Genomic DNA, 22,271 nt, shown 5'->3' on the forward strand with positions numbered 1-22,271 from the left:
GGAAACCGCGGCTTTGGCGCGCCTGCATTGGTGCGCGGCGAGAAGTAGCCGAAGATGGAGGTTCCCCTCACGCACGACCGGAGCCAGCCATGACAGAACCGGCCGTCGACTCCTACGGCATGGCCGCCGAGCGCGCCTTCGCCGAGGTGTGGTCGCGCGACGCGCTCTCCGACCGGGAGCGCCGCCTCGTCCTGCTCGGGCTCCTCGTCGGGCAGGGCCTCGACGACCAGGTGGCCGAACAGCTCGACGCCGCCCTGCGCACCGGCGACCTGAACGAGAGCGAACTGCGCGAGGTCGTCGTCCTGCTCACCCACTACGCCGGCTGGTCACGCGGCGCCCGGCTCAACGGCCAGGTCGAGGACCTGATCGACCGGGTCAGGCGGGATCTATCCGATAGACCGGGCCCTGGAGGCTGAGCGCGTACAGCTCGCCGTCGTGGCCCTGGCCGAACGACGACAGCTGATCCACCCGCCCGATCTCCTCACCCTCGCCCGGCCTGTCCGCCGGGGTCGCCCTGATCCAGCCCGCGCAGAAGTCGCCGTACAGGAACCGGCCGCGCAACCAGTCGATCTTCGAGCCGCGGTAGACGAAGCCGGCGATGACCGAACAGGCGCCGCCCTCGCCCAGCGGGTAGACGATCACCGGGTCGACCAGGTCCTTCGCCTGCCCGCCCGCGCCGAACCCGGCCTTGCCCTCGCGCAGGTTCCAGCCGTAGTTCTCGCCGCCGCCCGAGCCGGCCGGCTGGCGGTCGACCTCCTCCCAGGCGTTCTGGCCCACGTCGCCGATCCACAGATCGCCGCTCTCCCGGTCAAACCCGAACCGCCACGGATTACGCAGCCCGTACGCCCAGATCTCCGGCCGCGCCCCCTCCCGGTCCGCGAACGGGTTGCCTTCGGGGATCTTGTACGGGTTGCCGCGCGGGTCGATGCGCAGGATTTTGCCGAGCAGGGTGCCGAGATCCTGGCCGTTGCCCTCCGGGTCTCCGCCGCTGCCGCCGTCGCCCAGCGCGACGTAGAGGTAGCCGTCGGGGCCGAAGGCGAGCTGGCCGCCGTTGTGATTGGCGTACGGCTGCTTCTGCGTCAGCACGTCGCGCCGGGCCGTGGCCTTGGTGCCGTCGTAGGCCCACTCGGTCACGTGCGTGGTGCCGTCGGCGTCGGTCCAGTCGAGGTAGAGCCAGCGGCCCGACGGATGGAACGCCACGCCCAGCAGGCCCTGCTCGTTGCCGTCGCTCACCTCGCCCGACAGGTCCACGATCGTCGCGCCGTCGGTGGTGCGCAGCTTCCCGCCCTGCTCGGCCACGTACAGCCGGTCGTCCCCTTTACGCACGGCGAAGGCCACGGGCCGCTCCAGCTCGGCGACCCGCGTCAGCCGCACCTTCCCCGCCGCCGCCTCACCGCCGGTGCCGGACGGCCCGGCCTCCGCCGTCGTCACGGCCTTCTCGGGCGTACGCTCCGGCACACCCGCCGAACAAGCGACCAGAACGACGCCCAGTAAGGCGACCGGCACAGCCCGCACAAGACCCACCCCGCCATCCTGCCACGCCCACCCCCACCCCGCCCCACCCCCAGGGAGCAGGCGGCCCCCTTTTCGGAACGAACCCCCGCACACGGGTGCGAGGGCGAGGGCTGGGGCGGACACGCACACCGCACCCGTTCCCTCCGGAGAGCACCGCACCACGCGGGCGGCGGCCCCCTCCCGAAGCGGGCGCCCGCCCCAGCACGCGGCGGGCCTTTCCGGTGGGGCCGGGGGTTCGCGGAGGGGTGGGGTGGGGGCGTTAGGGTTCTGGCATGCCTACCGCACTGATCACGGGCGCCACCGCCGGCATCGGCGCCGCTTTCGCACGGCGGCTGGCCGCCGACGGTTTCTCGCTGGTCCTGGTGGCGCGCGACGAGGGCCGCCTGGCCGAGGAGGCGGGGCGGCTGCGCCTGCGCTATGGCGTCCCGGTGGAGGTGCTGCCCGCCGACCTGGCGACCGAGGAGGGCCTGGCGCGTGCCGAGGCCCGCTGCCGGGAGGGCGTCGACCTGCTGGTGAACAACGCCGGGTTCGGCCACAAGGGCGCTTTCCTGCAGACGCCGGTGGAGGACGAGCTGGTGATGCTCAAGGTCCACTGTGAGGCGGTGCTGCGGCTGACGCTGGCGGCGCTGCCGGGGATGCGGGAGCGCGACCGGGGCGGCGTGATCAACGTGGCGTCGGTGGCGGCGTTCTTCACCCGGGGCACCTACAGCGCGAGCAAGGCGTGGGTGGTCAACTTCAGCGAGTCGGTGGCGGCCGAGGCGGGCAGCGCGCGGGTCCGGGTGATGGCGTTGTGCCCGGGGTTCGTGCGGACGGAGTTCCACCAGCGGGCCTCGATGGACATGTCGGGAATGCCCGACATCCTGTGGCTGAAGGCCGACGACGTGGCCCGTACGGCGATGCGCGACCTGGCGCTGGGCAAGCGGGTCTCGGTGCCGTCGCTGCGCTACAAGGTCATCCTCAACGCCGGCCGGCTCGTCCCCCACGGCATCGCGGCCCGGATCTCCGCCCGCATCGGCCGCTGACGGCGCGGCACGACACCGCACGACGCTCCAGGCACGGCACACCGCGACGCGGCAGCCCGTACCCCGGAAAAGAGGTGGGCCCTCGCCGCGGGAGGGGGTCGCGGTGAGGGCCCGGGACGGCCGCGAGCGGGCTCGCGGCCGGGAATCGGCGGTCGGTGACTAGCGGCCGACGTTGGCCGGGTGCCCGATCGCCAGGCCGGAGTTGGTGTCGAAGAAGTGCAGGTTGTGCGTGTCGAGGACCAGGTCGATGTTCTGGCCGGGGCGCGCGTGGCTGCGGGCGTTGACGCGGGCGGTCCACAGCGACTTGTCGCCGGCCAGCGGCAGCGTGGCCTCTTCCTCGTCGCCCTTGTCGGCGGCGGCGACGGTGTCCTTGTGCTCGACGGGCGGGGCGTCGATGAGGAACAGGACGTTGATCTCGGAGCCGAGCTCCTCGGTGACCTCCGCCTTGACGGGCAGCGTGGCCCAGCCGTTGGCGTGGTTGCCGGCGGAGGCGGCGTCCTCGAAGTCCGACGGGCGGATGCCGAGGATGATCTTCTTGCCGATGTACTGGTCGAGGCCCGGCTTCTCGGTGAAGGTGGAGTCGGGGATCGGCAGCTTGATGCCGGCGAAGGTGACGGCGGCGCCGCCGTCGCGGACCAGCTCGGCGGTGACGAAGTTCATCGACGGCGAGCCCATGAAGCCGGCGACGAACAGGTTGACCGGCTTGTCGAACAGGTTCTGCGGCGTGTCGACCTGCTGGAGGAGGCCGTCGCGGAGCACGCAGACGCGGTCGCCGAGGGTCATGGCCTCGACCTGGTCGTGCGTGACGTAGACGGTGGTGACGCCGAGGCGCTCGTGCATCTGGTTGAGCGAGGCGCGCATGGAGACGCGGAGCTTGGCGTCCAGGTTGGACAGCGGCTCGTCCATGAGGAAGGCCTGCGGCTCGCGGACGATGGCGCGGCCCATGGCGACACGCTGGCGCTGACCACCGGACAGGGCGGCCGGCTTGCGCTTGAGGTAGGTCTCCAGGCCCAGCATCTTGGCGGCGTCGTTGACGCGCTGCTGGATCTCGGCCTTGGGCATCTTGCGAAGCTTGAGGCCGAAGGCGAGGTTCTCCTCGACCGTCATGTGGGGGTAGAGCGCGTAGTTCTGGAACACCATCGCGATGTCGCGGTCCTTCGGCGGCAGGTGGTTGACCACCTTGTCGCCGATGGCGATCTCGCCGCCGCTGATGTCCTCGAGGCCGGCGATCATCCGGAGCGCGGTCGACTTGCCGCAACCGGAGGGGCCGACCAGCACCATGAACTCGCCATCCTTGATCTCAAGGTTGAGCCCGTTCACGGCCTTCACGCCACCGGCGTAGATCTTGTCGACGTTGGTCAGAACGATGGATGCCATGACTGTCCTTCGCGCTCCAGGGCTTGACCCCGATGTTGTGCGGAGTTTCCACTTTCGTGGATACGTTTTCAAGCATCTCACCCGAAACGGACATCGGTGTCAAGGGTTTGGGCGTGACCAGCCCTGCTGTCCCTGAGGACTTCCCGGATTCCGGAAAGCATGATGGAATCGTTTCCATGGAAAAGCGGGCGACCATCAAGGACGTGGCCGAGGCGGCCGGCGTGGGCGTGGCCACCGTGTCGAGGGTGCTGTCCGGCGGCTCGGCCAGCCCGCGCACCCGTGAGCGGGTGCTCGCCGTCGCCGCCCAGCTCGACTACCGGCCCAGCGCGCTGGGCCGCAACCTGCGCCAGCGCCGCACCGGCGGCATGGGGCTGCTCGTGCCCGACCTCACCGACCCGTTCTTCGGCCGGCTGGCCGAGGGCGTGCTCGCCTGCGGCCGCTCGGCGGGCGAACCGGTCGTGCTCGCCTCCACCGCCGACGACCCCGAGCAGGAGGCCGAGATGATCGGCATGCTGCTGGAGCAGGGCGTCGACCGGGTGATCGCGGTGCCGTCCGGCGGCGCCGACACCTGGCGGCCGGCGATCCGCGCGGGGATGGCGGTCGTGTTCGCCGACCGGCTGCCGGCCGACGCCGCCGAGCAGGCCGGCTCCTCCACCGTGCGCGACCTCATGCTCCTGGACGGCGTGCCCGCCCCGGCCGCGCCGCCCGCCCGCCCCGTCGACGTGCCCGCCGTCCTGGCCGACGACCGGGCCGGCATCCGTACGGCGGTCCGCTACCTGCGCGGGCTGGGCCACCGGCGCATCGCCTTCCTCGGCGGCCCGGGGCACGACCGGCGGGTGGCCGCCTTCCGCGAGGCGGTCGGCGACCCGGTGGACGAGGAGCTGGTCGTCTTCGCCACGGGCAGCCGCGACGCCGCCTACGCCGCCGCCTCCGGGCTGTTCCAGAGTCGCCCGGACCTGTCGGCGGTGGTCGCGGCGGGCAACGTGCTGGGCGAGGCGGCCGTGCTGGCCGCCCGCGAGCTCGACCTGCGGGTGCCCCGCGACGTGTCGCTGGTCATGTACGACGACGTGCCGTGGGCCGAGCTGTGCGCGCCGCCGCTGACCGTGATCGCCCAGCCCGGCCGCGACATCGGCTATCGCGCGGCCGAGCTGGTCCTGCGCACCGGCGCCGCCCGGCGCCCGCGCACGGTCGTGCTGCCGACCGAGCTCATCGTCCGGGGCAGCTGCGGTCCGCACCGCTGAGGCCGGCTTCCCGCGGCCCTACAGCACCTTCTCGATGGCCGCGGCGATCGCCGGGTCGTCCGGCGCCGTGCCGGGACGGAAACGCGCCGCCACCGTGCCGTCGCGGGCCACGAGGAACTTCTCGAAGTTCCACTGCACGTCGCCGGCCTCGCCGTCGGCGTCCGGGACGCCCGTCAGGCTCTCGTACAGCGGGTGCCTGCCGGGGCCGTTGACCTCGGCCTTCTCCAGCAGCGGGAAGTCGACGCCGTAGGTGGCCGAGCAGAACTCCTGGATCTCCTCGGCGCTGCCCGGCTCCTGCCCCATGAACTGGTTGCACGGCACGCCGACCACGCTGAACCCGCGCGGCCCGTACTGCTTGTGCAGCTCGACGAGGCCGGCGTACTGCGGGGTCAGCCCGCAGCGGGAGGCCACGTTCACGATGAGGAGGGCGGCGTCGCCCGCCAGGTCCGCAAGGGTGGTGGGCACGTCCGCCAGGGTGCGGACCGGGATCTCTCGAACACTCATGCGCCCGACCCTACTCGCCATCCCACCTTCGAGAGCGGTTCAAACCCCAGGTGCGCGCCCGTTTCGCGGCAAGGGCGGGCCATCCGCGCCCCGGGCCGCGCCAACCCGGCCCAACGGGAGCGCCGATTGTCGGCCACCGTCCGGCAAACACCTGTCCGGGGCGTGTCCCAGGTCCCGGAGCCCGGTCGGGCCGCGTACTACAACCGGCTAAGAGGACATGTCGTGGCGCCCTCCGGGCCGTCCAGCGTGATCGGACGGAACCAAGGATCCCGGAGGGCCGCGCGGACCCTCCGCGTGCGAGCCACGGACGCGGATCGGCAGGGGCGCCGGGGAAGCGAGAGCGCCCGTCCGCACGCGACCCGACCGCGAGGACTGAATTGGACAGCAAGCGCACGCTACAGATCACTCTCGCCGCCGTCGCCGGCCTCACCGCGTTCAGCGGTACGCCGACGGTCGCCTGGGCCGAGACCGGGGACGCCCCGGTCGTCAGGACCGGGGTCTGGCGGACCTCCGCCGAGCCGAAGGTCGTCGCCGGGAACGCGAAGAGCAGGAGCAAGGGTTTCGCCCTGAACCAGGTGGTGCAGCGGTCGTGGCCGCTGCGCGAGTTCCACTGCCTGGACAACCTGTGGACCAGGGAGAGCAACTGGAACCACCGCGCATACAACAGATCGTCAGGCGCCTACGGCATCCCGCAGGCGCTCCCCGGAGGAAAGATGCGGGGAGCGGGCAGGGATTGGCGTCACAATCCGGAGACGCAGATCCGGTGGGGCCTGGCCTACATCAAGGGGAGGTACGGCAAGCCGTGCGGCGCCTGGGGGCACTTCCGGTCGCACAACTGGTACTGACGTCAGGTGTCGACGTCGGCTTTCCCGAGGGCATCCGCGGCTGTGCGGGTGCCCTCCCGCCGTGCCGGGTGCACGGCGATCGCCCGGATCATCAGCTCGACGCCGAACTCGAAGTCGCCCTCGTGGTCGCAGCCGTCCAGCAGCGCCGACAGCGCGTGCACCTCGGGGAACAGCGCCGGGTCGACCACGCCGGGATCGGCCGCGTCCTCACGCGGCGGCGCGAACGCGGGCGTCACCCCGACCTCCCGCAGCAGCGACCCGACGACGAACGCGATGAACACCCGCAGCACCCGCACCGCGTCGGCCCCGTCGAACCCCGCGCTGCGCAGCGTCGCCAGCGCCCGCTCCACCGGCAGCATCCCGGCCGGCGAGTGGACCTGCCGGCTGACGACGAGCATCGTGCAGCGGGGATAGTGGTGGGCGATCTGCCGGAAGGCGCGGGCCTGCACGCGCACCCGGTCGGTCCAGTCGGCGCCCGGGTCGTCGGTGAACTCGATCTCGCTCAGCACAGCCTCGGCCACGCCGCTGAGCAGCGCGTCCTTGTTGGGCACGTGGTTGTAGAGGGACATCACGCCGACGCCCAGCTCGGCCGCGATGCGCCGCATGGAGACCGCGTCGGCGCCCTCCCGCTCGATCAGCTCGATGGCCGCGGCCACGATGCGCGCCCTCGACAGGGGCTCGGTGCTCATAGCTCATTCTATTGACGTACGTACACCGTACGTGCAAGCTCCGATTACGGACGTACGGTGTACGTGACCCCCCGGAGGTCCCCATGTCGACCCACGATCTCTACACCATCCCCGCCGGGCTCTCCACGTGGAACGTGGACATGGCCGGAACCAGCAAGTTCACCTGGGAGTACGACGACGGCCGGGACAGGATGCTGGCCCTCTACCAGAAGGGCAAGGACAAGCAGTGGGACTCCGTCAAGCGCATCGACTGGGGCCTGGAAGTGGACCCGTACGACGTGCTCGGCATCCCCGACCACACCATCGCCATCCACGGCACCCCGCTGTGGGACCGGATGGACGAACGCCAGCGGCAGGAGGTCAGGCTGCACGGCGCCGCCTGGCAGTTCTCCCAGTTCCTGCACGGTGAGCAGGGCGCGATGATCTGCTCGGCGCGGATCGTCGAATCGGTGCCCGACCTCGACTCCAAGTTCTACGCCGCCACCCAGACGATGGACGAGGCCCGCCACGCCGAGACCTACGCCCGCTTCCTCCAGGAGAAGGTCGGCCTCGCCTACCCGATCAACGAACACCTCAAGGCGCTGCTCGACAGCACGCTGACCGACTCCCGCTGGGACATGCCGTACCTGGGCATGCAGGTGCTCATCGAGGGCCTGGCGCTGGCGGCGTTCGGCGTCATGCGCGACATCACCACCAAGCCGCTGCCCAAGCAGATCCTCGCCTACGTCATGCAGGACGAGGCCCGGCACGTCGCCTTCGGCCGGATGGCGCTGCGCGACTACTACCGCCAGCTCTCGGAGCCGGAGCTGCGCGAGCGCGAGGACTTCGTCATCGAGGGCTGCTACCTCATGCGCGACCGGCTGCGCGGACGCGAGACGTGGGAGAACCTCGGCCTGACGAAGGCCGAGGTGGACGAGGCCATGCGGGCGGTCGACGAGTCGGAGTACCTGCGGCTGTTCCGCTCACTGCTGTTCAGCCGCATCGTGCCGTGCGTCAAGGACATCGGCCTGTGGAGCCCCCGGCTGCAGCAGGCGTACGCGGACATGGGCGTGCTGGAGATGGCCGGCCAGTCGCTGGAGGCGCTGATGCGGCAGGACGAGGAGATCGCCGAGAAGCTGGACGCGGCCCGCTTCGCCGAGGAGGAGGCCGAACGCCACGCCGAGGTCGCCGACACCATCACCCTCGGCGCCCTCGACGCTCACGACTGAGCGAAGGCATACGTCGGCGGGCCGGGGCGTCGTTCAGCGCCCGGCCTCCCGGGGGGAAAGGCTTCTCCTGAACGTGGGCACCACCGTGAACAGGCCGGCGAGGATGAGCATGCCGCCGGCGAGGATCGCCAGGACGACGGCCGGCTCGACGTGCATGAGGAGGAGACTGCCCAGGACCGGCCCGAGCACGACGGCGCTGTAGCTGCCCAGCCGCGAGGCCGCGGTCACGCGGGCGGGCTCCCGGCTGAGCGCGGTCCGCACGGTGACGTTGCTGAGCCCGCCCGCCAGCCCGACGACGACCAGCGCTCCGGCGAAGGAGAGGAAGCTCTGCCGGAACACGAGGGTGAGCAGGACCCCCGCCGCGCACGCCCAGACGAGCAGCAGCATCGTGGACCGGCCGTCCCCCAACAGCCCGGCCCGGGCGAACAGCCGCGACATGCGGCCCTCGCCCGCCCACGCGCCGATGCACTGCGAGATGGCGTGCCGCCTCGGCGCCATGAACGCGCCGACGATGCCGCCGAGCCCCGGGCAGGCGAGGACCGCGCCGACGTACAGCGGAGGAAGGCGCTCTCTCGACGCGGTGATCAGGAGCACCACGATCAGGCACTGGACCATGAGGTTCGTGCAGGCGGTCACGAGGGTCGCCGACCTCAGGAACCGGTTCCGCCAGAGCTCGGCCAGCCCGGCGCCGAGCTGCGCCGGGGACTTCCGCGTGCGCTCCTGGTGCCGGTCGGGCAGCCGATGGAGCATGATCGCGGCCACGGCGAACATGGCGGCGTTCGCCAGGAAGGGCACCAGGACGCCGATGCCGTGCAGCAGTCCGCCGAGCGGCCGCCCCAGCAGAACGGTGGCATGCGTCATGGCCTCGTGCGTGGACAGAGCGGTGTCCACCCGGTCCGAGCTCACCGTGGTGGGGACCAGCGCCGTCTCGGCCACATTGGAGATCACGCACAGCACGCCTTCGACCAGGGCGACGACCACGAGATGCCACAGTCCGAGCACGCCGGAGGCCATGGCGACGCACAGGCAGCCGATGAGGATGGCGCGGGCCGTCTCACTCCACGCCAGCACCCTGCGGGCGCCCAGCCGGTCGACGAGCGCGCCCGCCGGGATGTAGCAGAGCAGCCCGGGCACCGTCGAGGCGAACATGACCCACCCGATCCACGCCGGGGAGTCGGTCAGCGCGACGGCCAGCAGCGGATAGGTGACGTTCAGCGTGCGCGTGCTGAGGAGAGAGCTGCCCGACGCCCATAAAACACCCTTAAATCCAGGCGAATCTGCCAAAAACGGCATGATGTGAACAAACTTAAGCACGCTTCCGCCCAGCTGCGTATGACATCAGTCGCGACACATTCTCCGGAGATCAGCAAGACAACACGTCACACAGCGACAATGCGCTCATACTCGGTCAAATCACGTCAAACGAGAGACCCTTTGCGGCAGGCAACAATGCCGCGCCTGTCGCATCATAGAGGGTATACGCCAGCCCACAGGATAGGGCGGCAATTCATGCGACTCCGGATTTAATCCGATAAAGCCCGATTTCGAGCAAATGCGATGTCATCGCACATCCGTGCGCCCGGCATCGCCAGCTGGGCGGAACAGGCGCACGCCCACGTACGCTCACCGCGGAACGTACGTGGCCGTCATCTCGTCATGGTGCGCGGTCGCCGCGGGACCGTCTCACGCCACGCCGGTCGGTCCTGATGTTCACAGCGCCGACGAGAAGCCGGCCACCGTCCCGCCTTCCTGGCCCGCGCACCTGCGCCACGCCCGGTCCAGGGCGGGTATCGCCAAGCTCTTGAGATCTTCCAGGTCGATGTCGCTGACATCGATGAGCCCGGACCCGTTCGCATCCTCCATACGGCCCTCCCTGAGCCTGGTTACGGCCGCCCGCAAATGCGGTGAATTGCACCCTGAGCGCACCCCTGGTTTCCTCTATGTGATTCTGTGACCGCTTCTCGCCAGAATCAATCTCAGGAGCGAAAATAAGGGGAAGACGAGAGGGGCTGAGGCGCCGTGGACGAGCAGGTCAGCACGCCGGAACCGGCACGGATGCCCGCAATCTGGGGTAAGAAGATCCCGGGTCGCAACAAGAATTTCACCGGGCGCGAAAGCCTGCTCGCCCAGTTGCGGGAGAGCATCACCACCTCCACCAAGGCCGCCGTCGTCCCGCTCCCCCAGGCCCTGCAAGGGCTCGGCGGCGTGGGCAAGACCCAGCTCGCCATCGAGTACGCCTGGCGCTACCGCGGCCACTACGACCTCGTGTGGTGGGTGCCGGCCGACCAGCCGATGCTGGTCCCCAGCACGCTGGCGGCGCTCACCGACGATCTCAAGCTGCGCTCCCCCAGCAGCGTCGGCATCGACGAGGCCGCCGCGTCCGTGCGCGACGCCCTTCAGCGCGGCGACCCGGTCGACAAGTGGCTCCTGATCTTCGACAACGCCGACGACCCCGAGGGCATCAGGGACCTGATCCCCGAGGGCGGGCCCGGCCACGTGCTGATCACCTCGCGCAACAGCCGCTGGAGCGGGGTCGCCGAGACGGTGCCCGTCGACGTCTTCACCAAGGGCGAGAGCGTCGACTTCCTGCGCAAGCGCCTCCAGCGCGCCATCGAGCAGGACGAGGCCGAGCACCTGGCCACCGAGCTGGGCGACCTTCCGCTGGCGCTGGAGCAGGCGGCGGCCCTGCAGGTCATGACCGGCATGACCACCGACGAGTACATCGAGCAGCTCGCCCGCCAGACCCGGGCCGTGCTCGGGCTCGGCAAGTCCACCGAGTATCCGCTCTCCATGACCGCGGCCTGGCAGCTGTCGGTCCAGGAGATCGAGGCCCGGCTGCCCGAGGCGGCCGAGGTGCTGCGCTGCCTGGCCTTCTTCGGCCCCGATCCGATCCCGCGCGACATCTTCCGGCGGGCCAACAAGACCGGCACCCCGCGGATGGGCCCCATCCTGGCCAACCCGCTCATGCTCAGCCAGGCTCTGGCCGAGCTCAACCGCTTCGCCCTGGTGAAGATCGAGCAGGAGGCCGGCACCGTCCAGGTCCACCGGCTCGTCCAGGCGCTCCTGCGCGACTCGCTCGCCGAGGACGAGCGCGAGGCCATCCGGCACGAGGTGCACCAGCTGCTGGCCGGCGGGGCGCCGACGAACCCCGAGGACACCACGCAGTGGCCGGCCTTCTACGACCTGGTGCCGCACCTGAGGCCGGTCGGCATCGCCACGAGCACGCACGAGGCCGTGCAGGACTTCGCGATCAACATCGTCCGCTACCTCTACCGGGTGGCCAGCTACAACTCGGCGCAGGCGTTCGCCGAGGAGTTCCTCGAAAGCTGGTCGCGGCGGGGCGGCCCGCGAGACCACAACGTGCTGCGCATCCGCAGGCAGCTGGGCAACGTGCTGTGGCAGATCGGCCGCTACGACGAGTCCCGCAGGCTGAACGAGGAGACGCTCGAGCTGATGCGGGAGGAGTTCGGCCCGGAGCATCCGGAGACGCTCGGCGTCGCCCTCACCTTCGGCGCCAACCTGCGCGCCCAGGGCAAGTTCCGTGAGGCGTTCCAGCAGGACACCGCCACGCTGGACGCCTACGAGAGGGTGTTCGGCGCCACCGACCCGGCCACCCTGCGCGTGATCAACAACCTCGCGCTCGACCACGCCCTGCTCAGCGAGTACGAGACCGCCCGCAGGCTCCAGCAGCTGGCCTTCCTGGAGCTGTCGAGCACGCGCGCGGACGTGAGCAAGTGGGACGTGCAGATGTACTGGAACGGCCTGGCCCGGGTGGTGCGGGCCTGCGGCGACCACGCGCAGGCGTGCGACTTCGGCGAGGAGGCCTACGCGCACGGCTGCCGCGAGCTGCAGGTCGAGCACCAGCTCACGCTCATGACGGCCCGTGACCTGTCCATCGCCCGCCGGCGGATCGGCGACGTCGCCGGGGCGCTGGAGCTGATCGAGGAGACGCACGCGCGGCTGGTCAAGCTCTTCGGCTCCCAGCATCCCGAGACGATGGCCGCGATGGTCGCCCTGAGCAACACGCTGCGCCAGAGCGGGCGCGAGGAGGAGGCGATGGCGCTGGCCCGGACGGTGCTCCCCCGCTACCAGGAGGTCTTCGGCCCGCAGCACCCCTTCACCTACGGCTGCCAGATCAACCTGGCCCTGCTCTACCGTCTGCGCGGCGACGTCCGACGGGCCGGCGAGCTCGACCGCGAGGCGCGCGACGGGCTGCGGGAGGTGCTCGGCGAGCGCCACCGCTACACCTTCGCGGGCTCCGTCAACCTGGCCAGTGACCTGGCCGCCCTCGGCGACGTCGCCGGGGCGCGCGAGCTGGGCAGGCGGACCTACCAGCAGGTGCACGACTTCTTCGGCGACCGGCATCCGCTGACGCTCTCGGCGGCCGTCAACCTGGCCATGGACCTGCGCGCCTCGGGCAGCGTCGCCGAGGCCGAAGACCTGTACGAGACGACCCTGGCGCGCTACAGGGAGTTCCCGAAGGACCATCCCGAACGGCTCCACGCCACGACCGGTGAGCGCTTCAACTGGGACTTCGACCCGCTCACGCTGTGATGCGCCCGTTCCTGGCGATCCAGGCCTCGCGGTGCCCGCCGGCCTCCGCCCTGGCCGCGGCCAGGGCCTCGGCGGGCACCGGCTCGGTGAGCCAGGCCGACAGAGTGGTGCGCATGGCGGTGACGAACTGCTTGCCGGCCGCGTTGAGCCGTCCGCTGTCGAGCAGGGTCCCCGTCACCTCGTGCGCCGACTCGCGCCACCGGCCGAACTCGATGTGCGGGCGCAGGTCGGTCTCGTGTGCCCGCTGCCGCCGCCAGAACCCCGCCACGCCCAGATACGCGTACGCGCCCTGGATCAGGCCGGACAGCGGGCGCGGGTCGGGCCGCCAGGGGGCGTAGTAGCGGCGGCCGTCGTCCGGTTCCAGCAGGTCCATGACGTCCAGGACGGCGCCGAGCTTGGCATGCTGCACCTCGTGGGCGAAGGTGGAGGCCAGCCAGCGGCCGTCGGGCGGGGTGGACATCGCGATCGCGCCGAACCGGCCGGCCGCCGAGGCGCTGTTCATGCCCTGGGCCGGGGGCCGGATCGGGGTGAGCACGGTGATGATCGCGCCCAGCTCCTGGGCGATGGTCCAGTGGTGCCGCAGGAGCATCCGCCATGACGCGTCCAGGCACGCCTGCCAGGCACGGAGCTCGGCTGCGGGCAGGCGGCCGTCGACGACCGTCTCGCTGGTCCACCGGTGCGGGTCGAGGTCGTCGACGAGCAGGCTGAGTCCCTCGTCGCCGGTCCGGATCCGGGCCAGCGGCTCCCAGCCGGGCTGCTCCCGTTCTCCGGCCAGGACGCGCCTCCCGCCGGCCTCGACCACGCCGTCGGCGTGCACGCGCAGCTCGACCAGGTCGGCGGCGCCGGGGAGGACGAGCTGTCCGAGGGAGGGCAATGTGACCCGGCCCCGCGGCGCGGGCGCCTCCGTCCGGCACGCGGCCCCGGCCCGCACGGCCGCCGCCGCGGCCACCGCTCCGAGCTGCGCGGCCCCGCCGTACGGGCCGGACGCGGGATCGTCCGGCGGTGCCCCGTCCCCACGGGTCAGGGCTTGTACGGTGTGCGCGGCCCAGCCGCCGACGGCGGGGTGGCCGAGCACGGCGTCGACCGCGTCCGGGCGCTTCTTCTCGATGCCCGCGAGCACGTCGTACGCGTGCTCCACCTCCTTCGCCCCGGCCAGCCGCGCGACGCCGAGCACCAGCAGGCGGTGCTTGCTGCGCTCGGCGGCGACGAGGTGGCGCATGGCCGCGGCCCCGCCCCCGCCGGCCGCCAGCCGGGACAGCACCTCGCCGGGCAAGCGGTGGGAGCGTGGTTCCATGGAGTTCCCTTCACGTGGAGGATCGCCGCAGGTCTCTGACGAGACGCGAGTGGATGTGCCCGATCAGCCGGTAGAGGTCGTAGCAGTAGACCGAGGGATTGCGGAACCCGGTGCCCGGCCGGTAGCGGTGCGGGTAGAGGCCGGCGCCGCACACCCTGCCGAACCGGCACGATTTGCAGGTGTCGCTCAGCGCCTCCCAGCCGAGTTGCCTGGCGACCATGCCGGGATGCTCCAGGGCCAGGTCGAAGGGATGGTCGACGATGTTGAGGCCGGTGGCGGGCGCGCCGTGCTGCACCACCTTGAGCGCGTCGGTCTGCTCGATCGTGCCGTCGGTCTCGATCACCACGAGGCTCGTCGGGGTCAGGCCCACCGATTCGCTGGCGGACTTGCCGCCCAGGAGCATGTGGATGATCTCCTCGAAGAGGCGGACGACGGTCTCGCCGCTGGAGCCGTACCAGCGGTCGAAGACGGCGACGAGCCAGTCACCGTAGGGCGTCTTCTTGGGGTCGGGAGAGCGGCCGGGCGGCGGTGACTCCCAGGTGCCGTGCGGCAGCAGGAAGTCGATCATCGGCGGCCTGAACTCCAGGAGCGCCTCGTAGGTCTCGACGGGGTGGTTGGCCAGGTCGACCGTGCACAGCAGGCCGCTGTAGAGGTGCTCGAAGGGCGGGCTCGTCAGCAGGCGGAGCGCCTTGGCGACCGGCTCGTAGCTGCCGCGGCCGTCGGAGAAGCGGCGGTTGCGGTCGTTGCCGCGCGGGCTGCCGTCGAGGCTCACGCCGACCTTGACGTCGAGGTCGGCGAAGCAGCGCAGCGCGTCGTCGTCGAGGAGGACGCCGTTGGTCTGCACCGCCGCGTCGACGCGCAGGCCAGGACCGGCGTGGGCTCTGATGGTCTCCACGGCGTCGCGCAGGTAGGCGTGGCCGACCAGGAGCGGCTCGCCGCCGTGCAGGATGAGCCGGACGGAGTCGACCTGGTGGCGTTCGGCGTGCTCGGTGATGCGGGCGGCGGCGGTGGTGATGAGCTCGGGCGCCATGATCTTGGGGCGTGATCGCCAGCTCTGGTCGGCCAGGGTGTAGACGTAGCAGTAGTCGCACGCCAGATTGCACCGGCTGTGCACTTTCAGGAGAAATTGCCGGAAGGGCCGGGGCTCCCAGCCGTCCTGCAGCATTTGGGGCACATCGAGGGTGGCGGGCCACTCTCGTGCTGGTTCTAGGAATGTCATCGCGCAACACCCCGTGCCTGCCCCGGGAACTTGTGTAATCCGCAATGCTAGCCGAGTCCCGGCCGATTGAGGAGACCAGCCTTAACGCCCATAAAAGCGCGGCCATTAATCACGGTGGATCGTCGCGGAATTCCATGAAATCGATGAGCACGAGGGCCAGGCCGTGCCGGGCGAGCGAGGTGTCGGGGTGGTCGGCGCCCAGCACCCGTTCCCGGTGGGCCAGCACCCGCTCGTACGCCTCCTTCGCGTCCTCGAACCGGCCCCTCTTGTGCAGGGTGGTGGCGAGGTCGTACAGGGTGAGCAGCGTGTCGGGGTGCTCCTCGCCGAGGACCCGCTTACGATCGGCCAGCACCTGCCGCAGGTCCGTCTCCGCCTCCTGGTACAGCTCCAGGTCGGCCAGGACGGTGGCCAGGTTGTGCCGCGTGTTCAGGGTCTGCGGGTGGTCCGGGCCGAGGACGCGCCGCTGGTTGTCCAGCGTGTCCCGGTACGACTCCGCCGCCTTGCGGAACTCCTCGCGGGACTGCAGCGCCCGGCCGAGGTGGTGCCCGGTGAGCAGCGTGTCCGGATGGTCGGCGCCGAGGACGCGCCTGCGGTCGTTCAGGACCTCGCGGTAGTACTTCTCCGCCTCGCGGAGATTGCCCTGCCGGTGCAGGTTGGCGGCCAGGTTGTGCCGCGTGAGCAGCGTGTCGGGATGGTCGGGGCCGAGCACCCGCTCCCGGTCGGCCAGCACCTTGCGCAGCTCGTCCTCCGCCTGCCGGAAGCTGCCCCGTTTGTGCAGCAGGATGGCCAGGCTGTGCCGGAGCTGGAGCAGGGCCGGGTCACGGGCCGACAGCGTCCCGGTGACGCGGACGGCCTCGTCGGCGAGCTGCGAGGCGTCGGGATAGGAGCCGTACTCGCGCAGCACGTCGATGACGGTCGACGTGCTTGAGGCCAGCCCGCGCAGGAGGTCGCGCGGAGGGTTGCCGGGGCAGCGGCCGATGAGGGCGCGCAGATGGGCTTCCAGCAGGACCCCCATCGGCCAGTCGTACGGCTGCGCGGGGTCGAGCTCGCCCAGTTCGGCGTGCAGCAGGTGCAGGGCGATCGCCCAGGCCCGCTGCTGGACGTCGCTGCGCTGGGGCGGGATGCGCAGCCGCGGCGGCCTGGCCACCCGCAGTGTCTCGGCCACCAGCGGGTGCAGCCGGAAGCCGGGGATGTCGCCGTCGGAGGTCGGGTCGGTGAGACCGACCCTGGCCAAGGCCTCGATCGCGACGGCGACCTGGTTGGAGGTGGCTCCGATGAGCGCGCCGAGCCGGCCCGGGTGCAGCAGGCCGGAGGGGATGGTGTGGGCGTCGGCGAGCTGGGCCATCACCAGGGCGATGGTGGAGGCCTCCTTCACCTGCTGGTCCCGGAGCGTGCGCAACGACAGCTGCCAGGTCCTGGCCACCACCTGCCGGTCCGGCGGCGGCTGGGAGGTGTCGGGGCGCAGGTCCAGGATGCCCACCATGTCCCCTTCGAGAGCCTGCTGGTAGGCGGCGAAGGTGCGGAATGCGCTGTGCGGCCACGCGATGAGGGTTCCGGCCAGGTGCAGCGCCAGGGGCAGGCACTGCAGCCTGCGGGCGAGCTCGGCGGCGCGGTCCTTGTCGGGCGCTTCGGGGGCCAGGTCGCGCAGCATCTGCGCCGCGGCCCCCTCGTCGATCGGCTCGATCGCGTGCACCTCGCACAGCGGCCCCCACGTCCGGGGGTCACGGTCGCGGGAGGTCACCACGGTCACGCACATCTGGCTGGTGCGGATCCACCCGTTGCCCTCGCCGGCGGCGCCTCCGGGCGGGGCCAGCACGGCGTGCGGGTCGTCGGCGTTGTCGAGGATCAGCGCGAACCCGCCGACCTTGCCGGTGCGCCGTACCGCGCCCCAGAAGACGTCGGCGGCGTTGCGGCGACCCGCCAGCGCGTCCTGGACGTTCTCCGGCGGGACCCCGAGGTCGTCCTGCGCCACCTGCAGGAGCAGCGTCTCCACCTGGCCGCGGCTGGTGGCCTCGACCCACCAGACCACCCGCTGCTGCTGGCGGAACTCCTCGGCGAGCTTGAGCGCGATCGTCGTCTTGCCCAGGCCGCCCATGCCGCCGAGGACCTGCACCGGCGCGCCCGGCGCCGCGGCCGCCTGCCGTAGCCGCCGCATCAGGTCCTCGCGGCCGCGGACGGAGCCCGGCAGGCGGCCGATGGGCGCCTCGACCGAGCCGATCACGCCCGGGACGTCGGGGGCGTCGGCCCGCACGGTGGGGCGGTGACCGGAAACTCCCCTGGCCAGGGTGGCGCGCCTGCGGCGCCGGTCCCGCCACAGGCCCGCCATCGGCGGCACCGCGATCAGCGCCGCGGGCACCGCGAGCAGAGCAGCGATCACACCGGCGATCGTCGCCACCAACTCCATGTCTCTACGCTATGAGGACATTAACCATAAAGAGGAAATTCACCGAGGATGGCAGGCGCGTAACCGTATCCTCACCGCGCGGATATCATCCGGCGCGCTCGCGGATAATTGACACTCCGCCATTCCCGCCCGGACATTTCGAACTTCCCGCTCCGATTCCTGCAAACTGTCCGGTCAAGTCAGGCCGTGGAAGCGGCGGTGGAGGGTGCGGATCTGAGGGGCCAGGTCCGGGGCCGGGCCGTCCACCACCGCGTCCGGGACGACCTCCCGGATGCCGAGCGGCCGGACCGGCGGCCCGGCGACGCCCATCTCGGCGAGCCACTGCCCGAGCTGCTCCGACGAGGACGCGTACACGATCCGGCCCAGGCCCACCCAGCCGTGCGCGGCCGCGCACATCGGGCAGTGCTCGCCGGAGGTGTAGACGGTGGCGGCGGCGCGTTCGGCGGGGGTGAGGTGGGCGGCCGCCCAGCGGGCGATCTCGAACTCGGGGTGGCGGGTGTGGTCGCCGGTGGCCACCACGTGGTTGTGGTCCTCCAGCAGGACGGCGCCGTCGGCCGAGACGAGCAGGGAGCCGAACGGCTCGTCGCCGGCGGCCAGCGCCTCGGCGGCGAGCTCGGCGCATCGGCGCAGGTGACGAAGGTCTGTCTCGTTCATGGAACCACCCTGCCACGCCACCCTGCCATGCCCGCCACGACCTCCTCACCGCCCGAAAATGGGTTGATCGGCCGTACTAGCCTTGGAGGAATGCCTCCAGATACGAGCTCCCCTGGCCGTCCCCTGCTCGAATCCATCTCCCTCTGGCGGATGAGGCACTATCTCCGCCCCTACGTCGGCAAGCTGATCTTCATCTGGCTGACCGCGATCGCCGGCATCGGCGTCAGCATCACGCTCCCCCTCGTCGGCGAGCGGGTCGTCGACGGACCCGTGCGCACCGGTGACTCCGGCGCGCTGCTCACGCTCGGGCTGATCGCGCTCGGGCTCGGCGTCGTCGAAGCGCTTCTCACGTTCCTGCGCCGGTGGACGCAGACCGGGCCGGTGCTCGGCCTGGAGACGAGCATCCGCGACGACGTGTACGCGCACCTGCAGCGGCTGCCGATGAGCTTCCACGGCGAGTGGCAGTCGGGTCAGCTGCTGTCACGGGTGACCACGGACCTGTCGACGATCCGCCGCTTCCTCGGCTTCGGCATGCTGTTCCTGGTCATGAACATCCTGCAGCTCGTGACCGTGACCGTGCTGCTGCTCAACCTCTACTGGCCGCTGGGGCTGCTCGTGGCCGGTTCGGCGGTGCCGATCGTGCTGCTGTCGCTGCGGTTCGAGAAGCGCTACATCAAGATCTCCCGGCAGGTGCAGGACGAGCAGGGCGATCTGGCCACGTTCGTCGAGGAGGCGGCGATCGGCGTCCGGACGATCAAGGCGTTCGGCCGCCGCCACCACGTGTACGAGACGTTCGACGAGTCCGCGCGCAAGCTGCACGCCACCTCGATGGGCAAGGTGCGGCTGTCGGCGCGGTTCTTCACGTTCCTGGAGATGATCCCGAACTTCACGCTGGCGCTGGTCCTGCTGCTGGGCGCGCTGGCGGTCGGCCAGGGCGCGCTGACGCTGGGCGCGCTGCTCGCGTTCACCACGCTGGTGCTGCAGCTCGTGTGGCCGATCGCGAGCCTCGGCTTCATCCTGGCGATGGCGCAGGAGTCGATGACCGCCGCCGACCGCGTGCTGGAGGTCATGGACACCGTCCCGGACATCGTGGGCGGGCAGGCGGCGATCGAACGGCCGCGCGGCCACCTGCGGCTGGAGGGCGTGGAGTTCCGCTTCCCCGGCGCGGACCGGCCGGTGCTGCGGGACGTCTGGCTGGACGTGCGGCCCGGCGAGACCGTCGCGATCGTGGGCGCGACCGGGTCGGGCAAGACGACGCTGACGGCGCTCGTGCCGCGGCTGCTCGACGTCACGGCCGGGCGGGTCACCATCGACGGCCGCGACGTGCGCGAGCTGGCGCTGCCCGAGCTGCGCTCGATCGTCGCCACGGCGTTCGAGGAGCCGACGCTGTTCTCGATGAGCGTGCGCGAGAACCTGACGCTCGGCCGCCACGACGCCACCGAGGAGGAGCTCGCCGCCGCGATCCGCACCGCGCAGGCGATGTTCGTGTACGACCTGCCGTGGGGCCTCGACACGCGGATCGGCGAGCAGGGCCTGTCGCTGTCCGGCGGGCAGCGGCAGCGGCTGGCCCTGGCGCGGGCCGTGCTGAGCAGGCCGCGCATCCTGGTGCTGGACGACACGCTGTCCGCGCTCGACGTGGAGACCGAGGCGCTGGTCGAGGAGGCGCTGCGGGAGGTGCTGCGCGAGGCGACCGGCATCGTGGTCGCGCACCGGGCCTCCACGGTGCTGCTGGCCGACAAGGTCGCGCTGCTGTCCGGCGGCACGATCACGCACGTGGGCCGTCACCAGGACCTGCTCAACGAGGTCCCGGCCTACCGCGAGCTGCTGGCCCAGGACGCCGACCTCGACCCGTCCGAAGGAGCGCTGCGATGACCGCGACGACGACCTGGCGCGGGGTCGCCTCGGAGGACCAGGACGAGCTGACGGACAAGGTCAGCGGGCTGCTGCGGGCACGCTCCCGCAAGCTCCTCGGTGACCTGCTGAAACCCCACCACAAGGCGATCGCGCTGCTCACCGCGGTGATCGTCGTCTCGAACGCGGCGGGGCTGGCGATCCCGTACCTGGTCAAGGTCGGCATCGACGCGGGCATCCCGCCGATGCTGCGCGGCACCGGGCCGGGCACGCTGCTGACCGTCGTCGGCGTGATCCTGGCGGCGGCGGCCACGCAGGCGGTGACCCGGCAGTGGTTCCTCAAGCTGTCGGGCCGCATCGGCCAGGACATCCTGCTGGAGCTGCGCCGCCGGGTGTTCGACCACTTCCAGCGGCTGTCGCTGAGCTTCCACGAGAAGTACACCTCGGGGCGGGTCATCTCCCGGCTCACCTCCGACATCGAGGCCATCGCCGAGCTGCTGCAGTCGGGCTTCGACGGGCTGGTGACGGCGGTGCTGACGATGTTCGGCACGGCGGCGCTGCTGCTGGTCCTGGACGTGCACCTCGGGCTGGTGGCGCTGGTGCCGCTGCCGCTGCTGCTGCTGTTCACGCGCTGGTTCCGGCGGCAGTCGGCGCTCGTCTACCGGCGCACCCGCGAGACGGTAGCGCTGGTCATCGTGCACTTCGTGGAGTCGATGACCGGCATCCGCGCCGTGCAGGCGTTCCGCCGCGAGCCGCGCAACCAGGAGATCTTCCAGCAGCTCAACGACGACTACCGGCAGGCCAACGTCCGGGCCATGAAGCTCATCGCGATCTTCATGCCGGGGATCAAGCTGATCGGCAACGTGACCGTGGCGGTGGTGCTGTTCTACGGCGGCTACCTGGCCTTCCACGGCGAGGTGACGGTCGGCGTGCTCACCGCGTTCCTGCTCTACCTGCGCGGCTTCTACGAGCCGATGCAGGAGATCAGCCAGTTCTACAACACGCTGCAGTCGGCCAGCGCGGCGCTGGAGAAGCTGTCCGGCGTGCTGGAGGAGGAGCCCGCGGTGCCCGAGCCGCGCGAGCCGCACGCGCTGGCCGAGGCGCGGGGCGCGGTGCGGTTCGAGGGGGTCCGGTTCGCGTACGTGGAGGAGATGCCGATCCTGCCGGGGCTCGACCTGACGATCCCCGCCGGGCAGAGCGTGGCGCTGGTCGGCTCGACCGGGGCCGGCAAGACCACGCTGGCCAAGCTGATCTCCCGCTTCTACGACCCGACGGCCGGGCGGGTGCTGCTCGACGGCGTCGACCTGCGCACGCTGGACGAGGCCACGCTGCGCAGGGCCGTGGTCATGGTGACGCAGGAGAACTTCCTGTTCAGCGGCACGGTGATGGAGAACATCAGGTTCGGCAGGCCGGACGCGTCCGACCGCGAGGCGCGCGAGGCCGCCATGGCGATCGGGGCGCACGAGTTCATCTCGGCGCTGCCCGACGGGTACGAGACCGAGGTCGGCAAGCGCGGCGGGCGCATGTCGGCCGGGCAGCGGCAGCTCGTCGCGTTCGCGCGGGCGTTCCTGGCCGATCCGGCCGTGCTGATCCTGGACGAGGCGACGTCCAGCCTGGACGTGCCGAGCGAGCGGCTCGTCCAGCGGGCGCTGCGCACGATCCTGGCCGACCGCACGGCGCTGATCATCGCGCACCGGCTGTCGACGGTGGAGATCGCCGACCGGGTCCTGGTCATGGAGCGGGGCGAGATCGTCGAGGACGGCGCGCCCGGCCAGCTCGTGGCCGCCTCCGGCCGGTTCGCGAGCCTGCACCGCGCCTGGCTCGACAGCCTCAGCTGAGCATCGCGCGGCCTCTCCGTTCCGCCGGGCCGCCTCTTCGTTCCGCCGGGCCGCCT

18 protein-coding genes are annotated in these 22,271 nt (G+C 71.3%); 8 read left to right on the forward strand and 10 right to left on the reverse strand.

The genetic code is table 11. The annotated features are described in order from the left end of the window. Positions 1 to 89 precede the first annotated feature (89 nt). Positions 90 to 416: a carboxymuconolactone decarboxylase family protein gene (locus AB0G11_RS27900; RefSeq protein ID WP_357589409.1), complete on the forward strand. Its 327-nt coding sequence runs from the start codon at positions 90 to 92 to the stop codon at positions 414 to 416. Here the strand turns inward: AB0G11_RS27900 and AB0G11_RS27905 are convergent. Continuing rightward, a complete protein-coding gene (locus AB0G11_RS27905; RefSeq protein ID WP_357589411.1) occupies positions 376 to 1,458 on the reverse strand; it encodes a PQQ-dependent sugar dehydrogenase in 1,083 nt (360 codons plus the stop codon). The genes AB0G11_RS27900 and AB0G11_RS27905 overlap by 41 nt on opposite strands. Before the next feature lie 329 nt (positions 1,459 to 1,787). On the opposite strand from AB0G11_RS27905, the gene AB0G11_RS27910 reads away from it, so the two are divergent. After that, positions 1,788 to 2,537, forward strand: a complete 750-nt coding sequence (locus AB0G11_RS27910) for an SDR family oxidoreductase (protein WP_357589413.1) — start codon at positions 1,788 to 1,790, stop codon at positions 2,535 to 2,537. A 159-nt stretch (positions 2,538 to 2,696) separates the two neighbouring features. Here the strand turns inward: AB0G11_RS27910 and ugpC are convergent, their stop codons facing one another. Beyond that, complete coding sequence (gene ugpC, locus AB0G11_RS27915; RefSeq protein WP_219511350.1) at positions 2,697 to 3,914, reverse strand: sn-glycerol-3-phosphate ABC transporter ATP-binding protein UgpC; 1,218 nt, start codon at positions 3,912 to 3,914, stop codon at positions 2,697 to 2,699. A 176-nt stretch (positions 3,915 to 4,090) separates the two neighbouring features. On the opposite strand from ugpC, the gene AB0G11_RS27920 reads away from it, so the two are divergent. Continuing rightward, positions 4,091 to 5,155 (forward strand): LacI family DNA-binding transcriptional regulator, encoded by a 1,065-nt coding sequence (locus AB0G11_RS27920; RefSeq protein WP_357589415.1) that lies wholly within the window; start codon positions 4,091 to 4,093, stop codon positions 5,153 to 5,155. Between the two features lie 18 nt (positions 5,156 to 5,173). On the opposite strand, the gene AB0G11_RS27925 is transcribed toward AB0G11_RS27920, so the two are convergent. After that, the gene (locus AB0G11_RS27925) at positions 5,174 to 5,659 is read right to left on the reverse strand and encodes a glutathione peroxidase (protein WP_219511354.1); all 486 of its coding nucleotides are present in this window, start codon (positions 5,657 to 5,659) and stop codon (positions 5,174 to 5,176) included. A 377-nt stretch (positions 5,660 to 6,036) separates the two neighbouring features. Here AB0G11_RS27925 and AB0G11_RS27930 point away from each other — a divergent pair, with 377 nt between their 5' ends. Next, positions 6,037 to 6,504, forward strand: a complete 468-nt coding sequence (locus tag AB0G11_RS27930) for a transglycosylase SLT domain-containing protein (RefSeq protein ID WP_219511356.1) — start codon at positions 6,037 to 6,039, stop codon at positions 6,502 to 6,504. A gap of 2 nt (positions 6,505 to 6,506) precedes the next feature. On the opposite strand, the gene AB0G11_RS27935 is transcribed toward AB0G11_RS27930, so the two are convergent. Then, on the reverse strand, positions 6,507 to 7,193 hold the full coding sequence (locus AB0G11_RS27935; protein WP_219511359.1) for a TetR/AcrR family transcriptional regulator C-terminal domain-containing protein: 687 nt from the start codon (positions 7,191 to 7,193) through the stop codon (positions 6,507 to 6,509). An 83-nt stretch (positions 7,194 to 7,276) separates the two neighbouring features. Here AB0G11_RS27935 and AB0G11_RS27940 point away from each other — a divergent pair, with 83 nt between their 5' ends. After that, positions 7,277 to 8,401, forward strand: a complete 1,125-nt coding sequence (locus AB0G11_RS27940; RefSeq protein ID WP_357589417.1) for a ferritin-like domain-containing protein — start codon at positions 7,277 to 7,279, stop codon at positions 8,399 to 8,401. Positions 8,402 to 8,434: 33 nt separating this feature from the next. Here the strand turns inward: AB0G11_RS27940 and AB0G11_RS27945 are convergent, their stop codons facing one another. Further along, positions 8,435 to 9,685, reverse strand: coding sequence for an MFS transporter (locus tag AB0G11_RS27945; RefSeq protein ID WP_357589419.1), 1,251 nt, complete (start codon positions 9,683 to 9,685; stop codon positions 8,435 to 8,437). A gap of 426 nt (positions 9,686 to 10,111) precedes the next feature. Next, positions 10,112 to 10,264 (reverse strand): hypothetical protein, encoded by a 153-nt coding sequence (locus AB0G11_RS27950; protein WP_219511366.1) that lies wholly within the window; start codon positions 10,262 to 10,264, stop codon positions 10,112 to 10,114. Between the two features lie 156 nt (positions 10,265 to 10,420). Here AB0G11_RS27950 and fxsT point away from each other — a divergent pair, with 156 nt between their 5' ends. After that, positions 10,421 to 12,955 (forward strand): FxSxx-COOH system tetratricopeptide repeat protein, encoded by a 2,535-nt coding sequence (fxsT, locus tag AB0G11_RS27955; protein WP_357589421.1) that lies wholly within the window; start codon positions 10,421 to 10,423, stop codon positions 12,953 to 12,955. Here the strand turns inward: fxsT and AB0G11_RS27960 are convergent. From AB0G11_RS27960 to AB0G11_RS27975, 4 genes are all read right to left on the reverse strand, one after another. Beyond that, the gene (locus AB0G11_RS27960) at positions 12,945 to 14,249 is read right to left on the reverse strand and encodes an HEXXH motif domain-containing protein (RefSeq protein WP_357589423.1); all 1,305 of its coding nucleotides are present in this window, start codon (positions 14,247 to 14,249) and stop codon (positions 12,945 to 12,947) included. The genes fxsT and AB0G11_RS27960 overlap by 11 nt on opposite strands. A 10-nt stretch (positions 14,250 to 14,259) precedes the next feature. After that, positions 14,260 to 15,414 carry an FxsB family cyclophane-forming radical SAM/SPASM peptide maturase gene (locus AB0G11_RS27965; protein ID WP_219511371.1) on the reverse strand — a complete coding sequence of 385 codons (1,155 nt, stop codon included), beginning with the start codon at positions 15,412 to 15,414 and terminating at the stop codon, positions 14,260 to 14,262. A gap of 163 nt (positions 15,415 to 15,577) precedes the next feature. Further along, positions 15,578 to 17,872: a tetratricopeptide repeat protein gene (locus AB0G11_RS27970; RefSeq protein ID WP_357589425.1), complete on the reverse strand. Its 2,295-nt coding sequence runs from the start codon at positions 17,870 to 17,872 to the stop codon at positions 15,578 to 15,580. Between the two features lie 174 nt (positions 17,873 to 18,046). After that, positions 18,047 to 18,526, reverse strand: coding sequence for a nucleoside deaminase (locus tag AB0G11_RS27975; protein WP_357589427.1), 480 nt, complete (start codon positions 18,524 to 18,526; stop codon positions 18,047 to 18,049). A gap of 150 nt (positions 18,527 to 18,676) precedes the next feature. On the opposite strand from AB0G11_RS27975, the gene AB0G11_RS27980 reads away from it, so the two are divergent. Both AB0G11_RS27980 and AB0G11_RS27985 read left to right on the forward strand, forming a co-directional pair. Beyond that, positions 18,677 to 20,398, forward strand: coding sequence for an ABC transporter ATP-binding protein (locus AB0G11_RS27980; protein ID WP_219511378.1), 1,722 nt, complete (start codon positions 18,677 to 18,679; stop codon positions 20,396 to 20,398). Next, on the forward strand, positions 20,395 to 22,215 hold the full coding sequence (locus tag AB0G11_RS27985) for an ABC transporter ATP-binding protein (protein ID WP_219511381.1): 1,821 nt from the start codon (positions 20,395 to 20,397) through the stop codon (positions 22,213 to 22,215). Before AB0G11_RS27980 ends, AB0G11_RS27985 begins: the two co-directional genes overlap by 4 nt. The last annotated feature ends 56 nt before the right edge of the window (positions 22,216 to 22,271 follow it).

The sequence above is a fragment of the Nonomuraea sp. NPDC023979 genome, assembly GCF_040639085.1.
Lineage (GTDB): Bacteria > Actinomycetota > Actinomycetes > Streptosporangiales > Streptosporangiaceae > Nonomuraea > Nonomuraea ceibae.

Excerpts from the sequence above, each read along its gene's own strand:
- AB0G11_RS27900 (WP_357589409.1), top strand. The coding sequence starts at position 90 with ATGACAGAACCGGCCGTCGACTCCTACGGCATGGCCGCCGAGCGCGCC.
- AB0G11_RS27910 (WP_357589413.1), top strand. The coding sequence starts at position 1,788 with ATGCCTACCGCACTGATCACGGGCGCCACCGCCGGCATCGGCGCCGCT.
- ugpC (WP_219511350.1), bottom strand. The coding sequence starts at position 3,914 with ATGGCATCCATCGTTCTGACCAACGTCGACAAGATCTACGCCGGTGGC.
- AB0G11_RS27920 (WP_357589415.1), top strand. The coding sequence starts at position 4,091 with ATGGAAAAGCGGGCGACCATCAAGGACGTGGCCGAGGCGGCCGGCGTG.
- AB0G11_RS27925 (WP_219511354.1), bottom strand. The coding sequence starts at position 5,659 with ATGAGTGTTCGAGAGATCCCGGTCCGCACCCTGGCGGACGTGCCCACC.
- AB0G11_RS27935 (WP_219511359.1), bottom strand. The coding sequence starts at position 7,193 with ATGAGCACCGAGCCCCTGTCGAGGGCGCGCATCGTGGCCGCGGCCATC.
- AB0G11_RS27940 (WP_357589417.1), top strand. The coding sequence starts at position 7,277 with ATGTCGACCCACGATCTCTACACCATCCCCGCCGGGCTCTCCACGTGG.
- AB0G11_RS27950 (WP_219511366.1), bottom strand. The coding sequence starts at position 10,264 with ATGGAGGATGCGAACGGGTCCGGGCTCATCGATGTCAGCGACATCGAC.
- AB0G11_RS27960 (WP_357589423.1), bottom strand. The coding sequence starts at position 14,249 with ATGGAACCACGCTCCCACCGCTTGCCCGGCGAGGTGCTGTCCCGGCTG.
- AB0G11_RS27965 (WP_219511371.1), bottom strand. The coding sequence starts at position 15,414 with ATGCTGCAGGACGGCTGGGAGCCCCGGCCCTTCCGGCAATTTCTCCTG.
- AB0G11_RS27970 (WP_357589425.1), bottom strand. The coding sequence starts at position 17,872 with ATGGAGTTGGTGGCGACGATCGCCGGTGTGATCGCTGCTCTGCTCGCG.
- AB0G11_RS27975 (WP_357589427.1), bottom strand. The coding sequence starts at position 18,526 with ATGAACGAGACAGACCTTCGTCACCTGCGCCGATGCGCCGAGCTCGCC.
- AB0G11_RS27980 (WP_219511378.1), top strand. The coding sequence starts at position 18,677 with ATGAGGCACTATCTCCGCCCCTACGTCGGCAAGCTGATCTTCATCTGG.
- AB0G11_RS27985 (WP_219511381.1), top strand. The coding sequence starts at position 20,395 with ATGACCGCGACGACGACCTGGCGCGGGGTCGCCTCGGAGGACCAGGAC.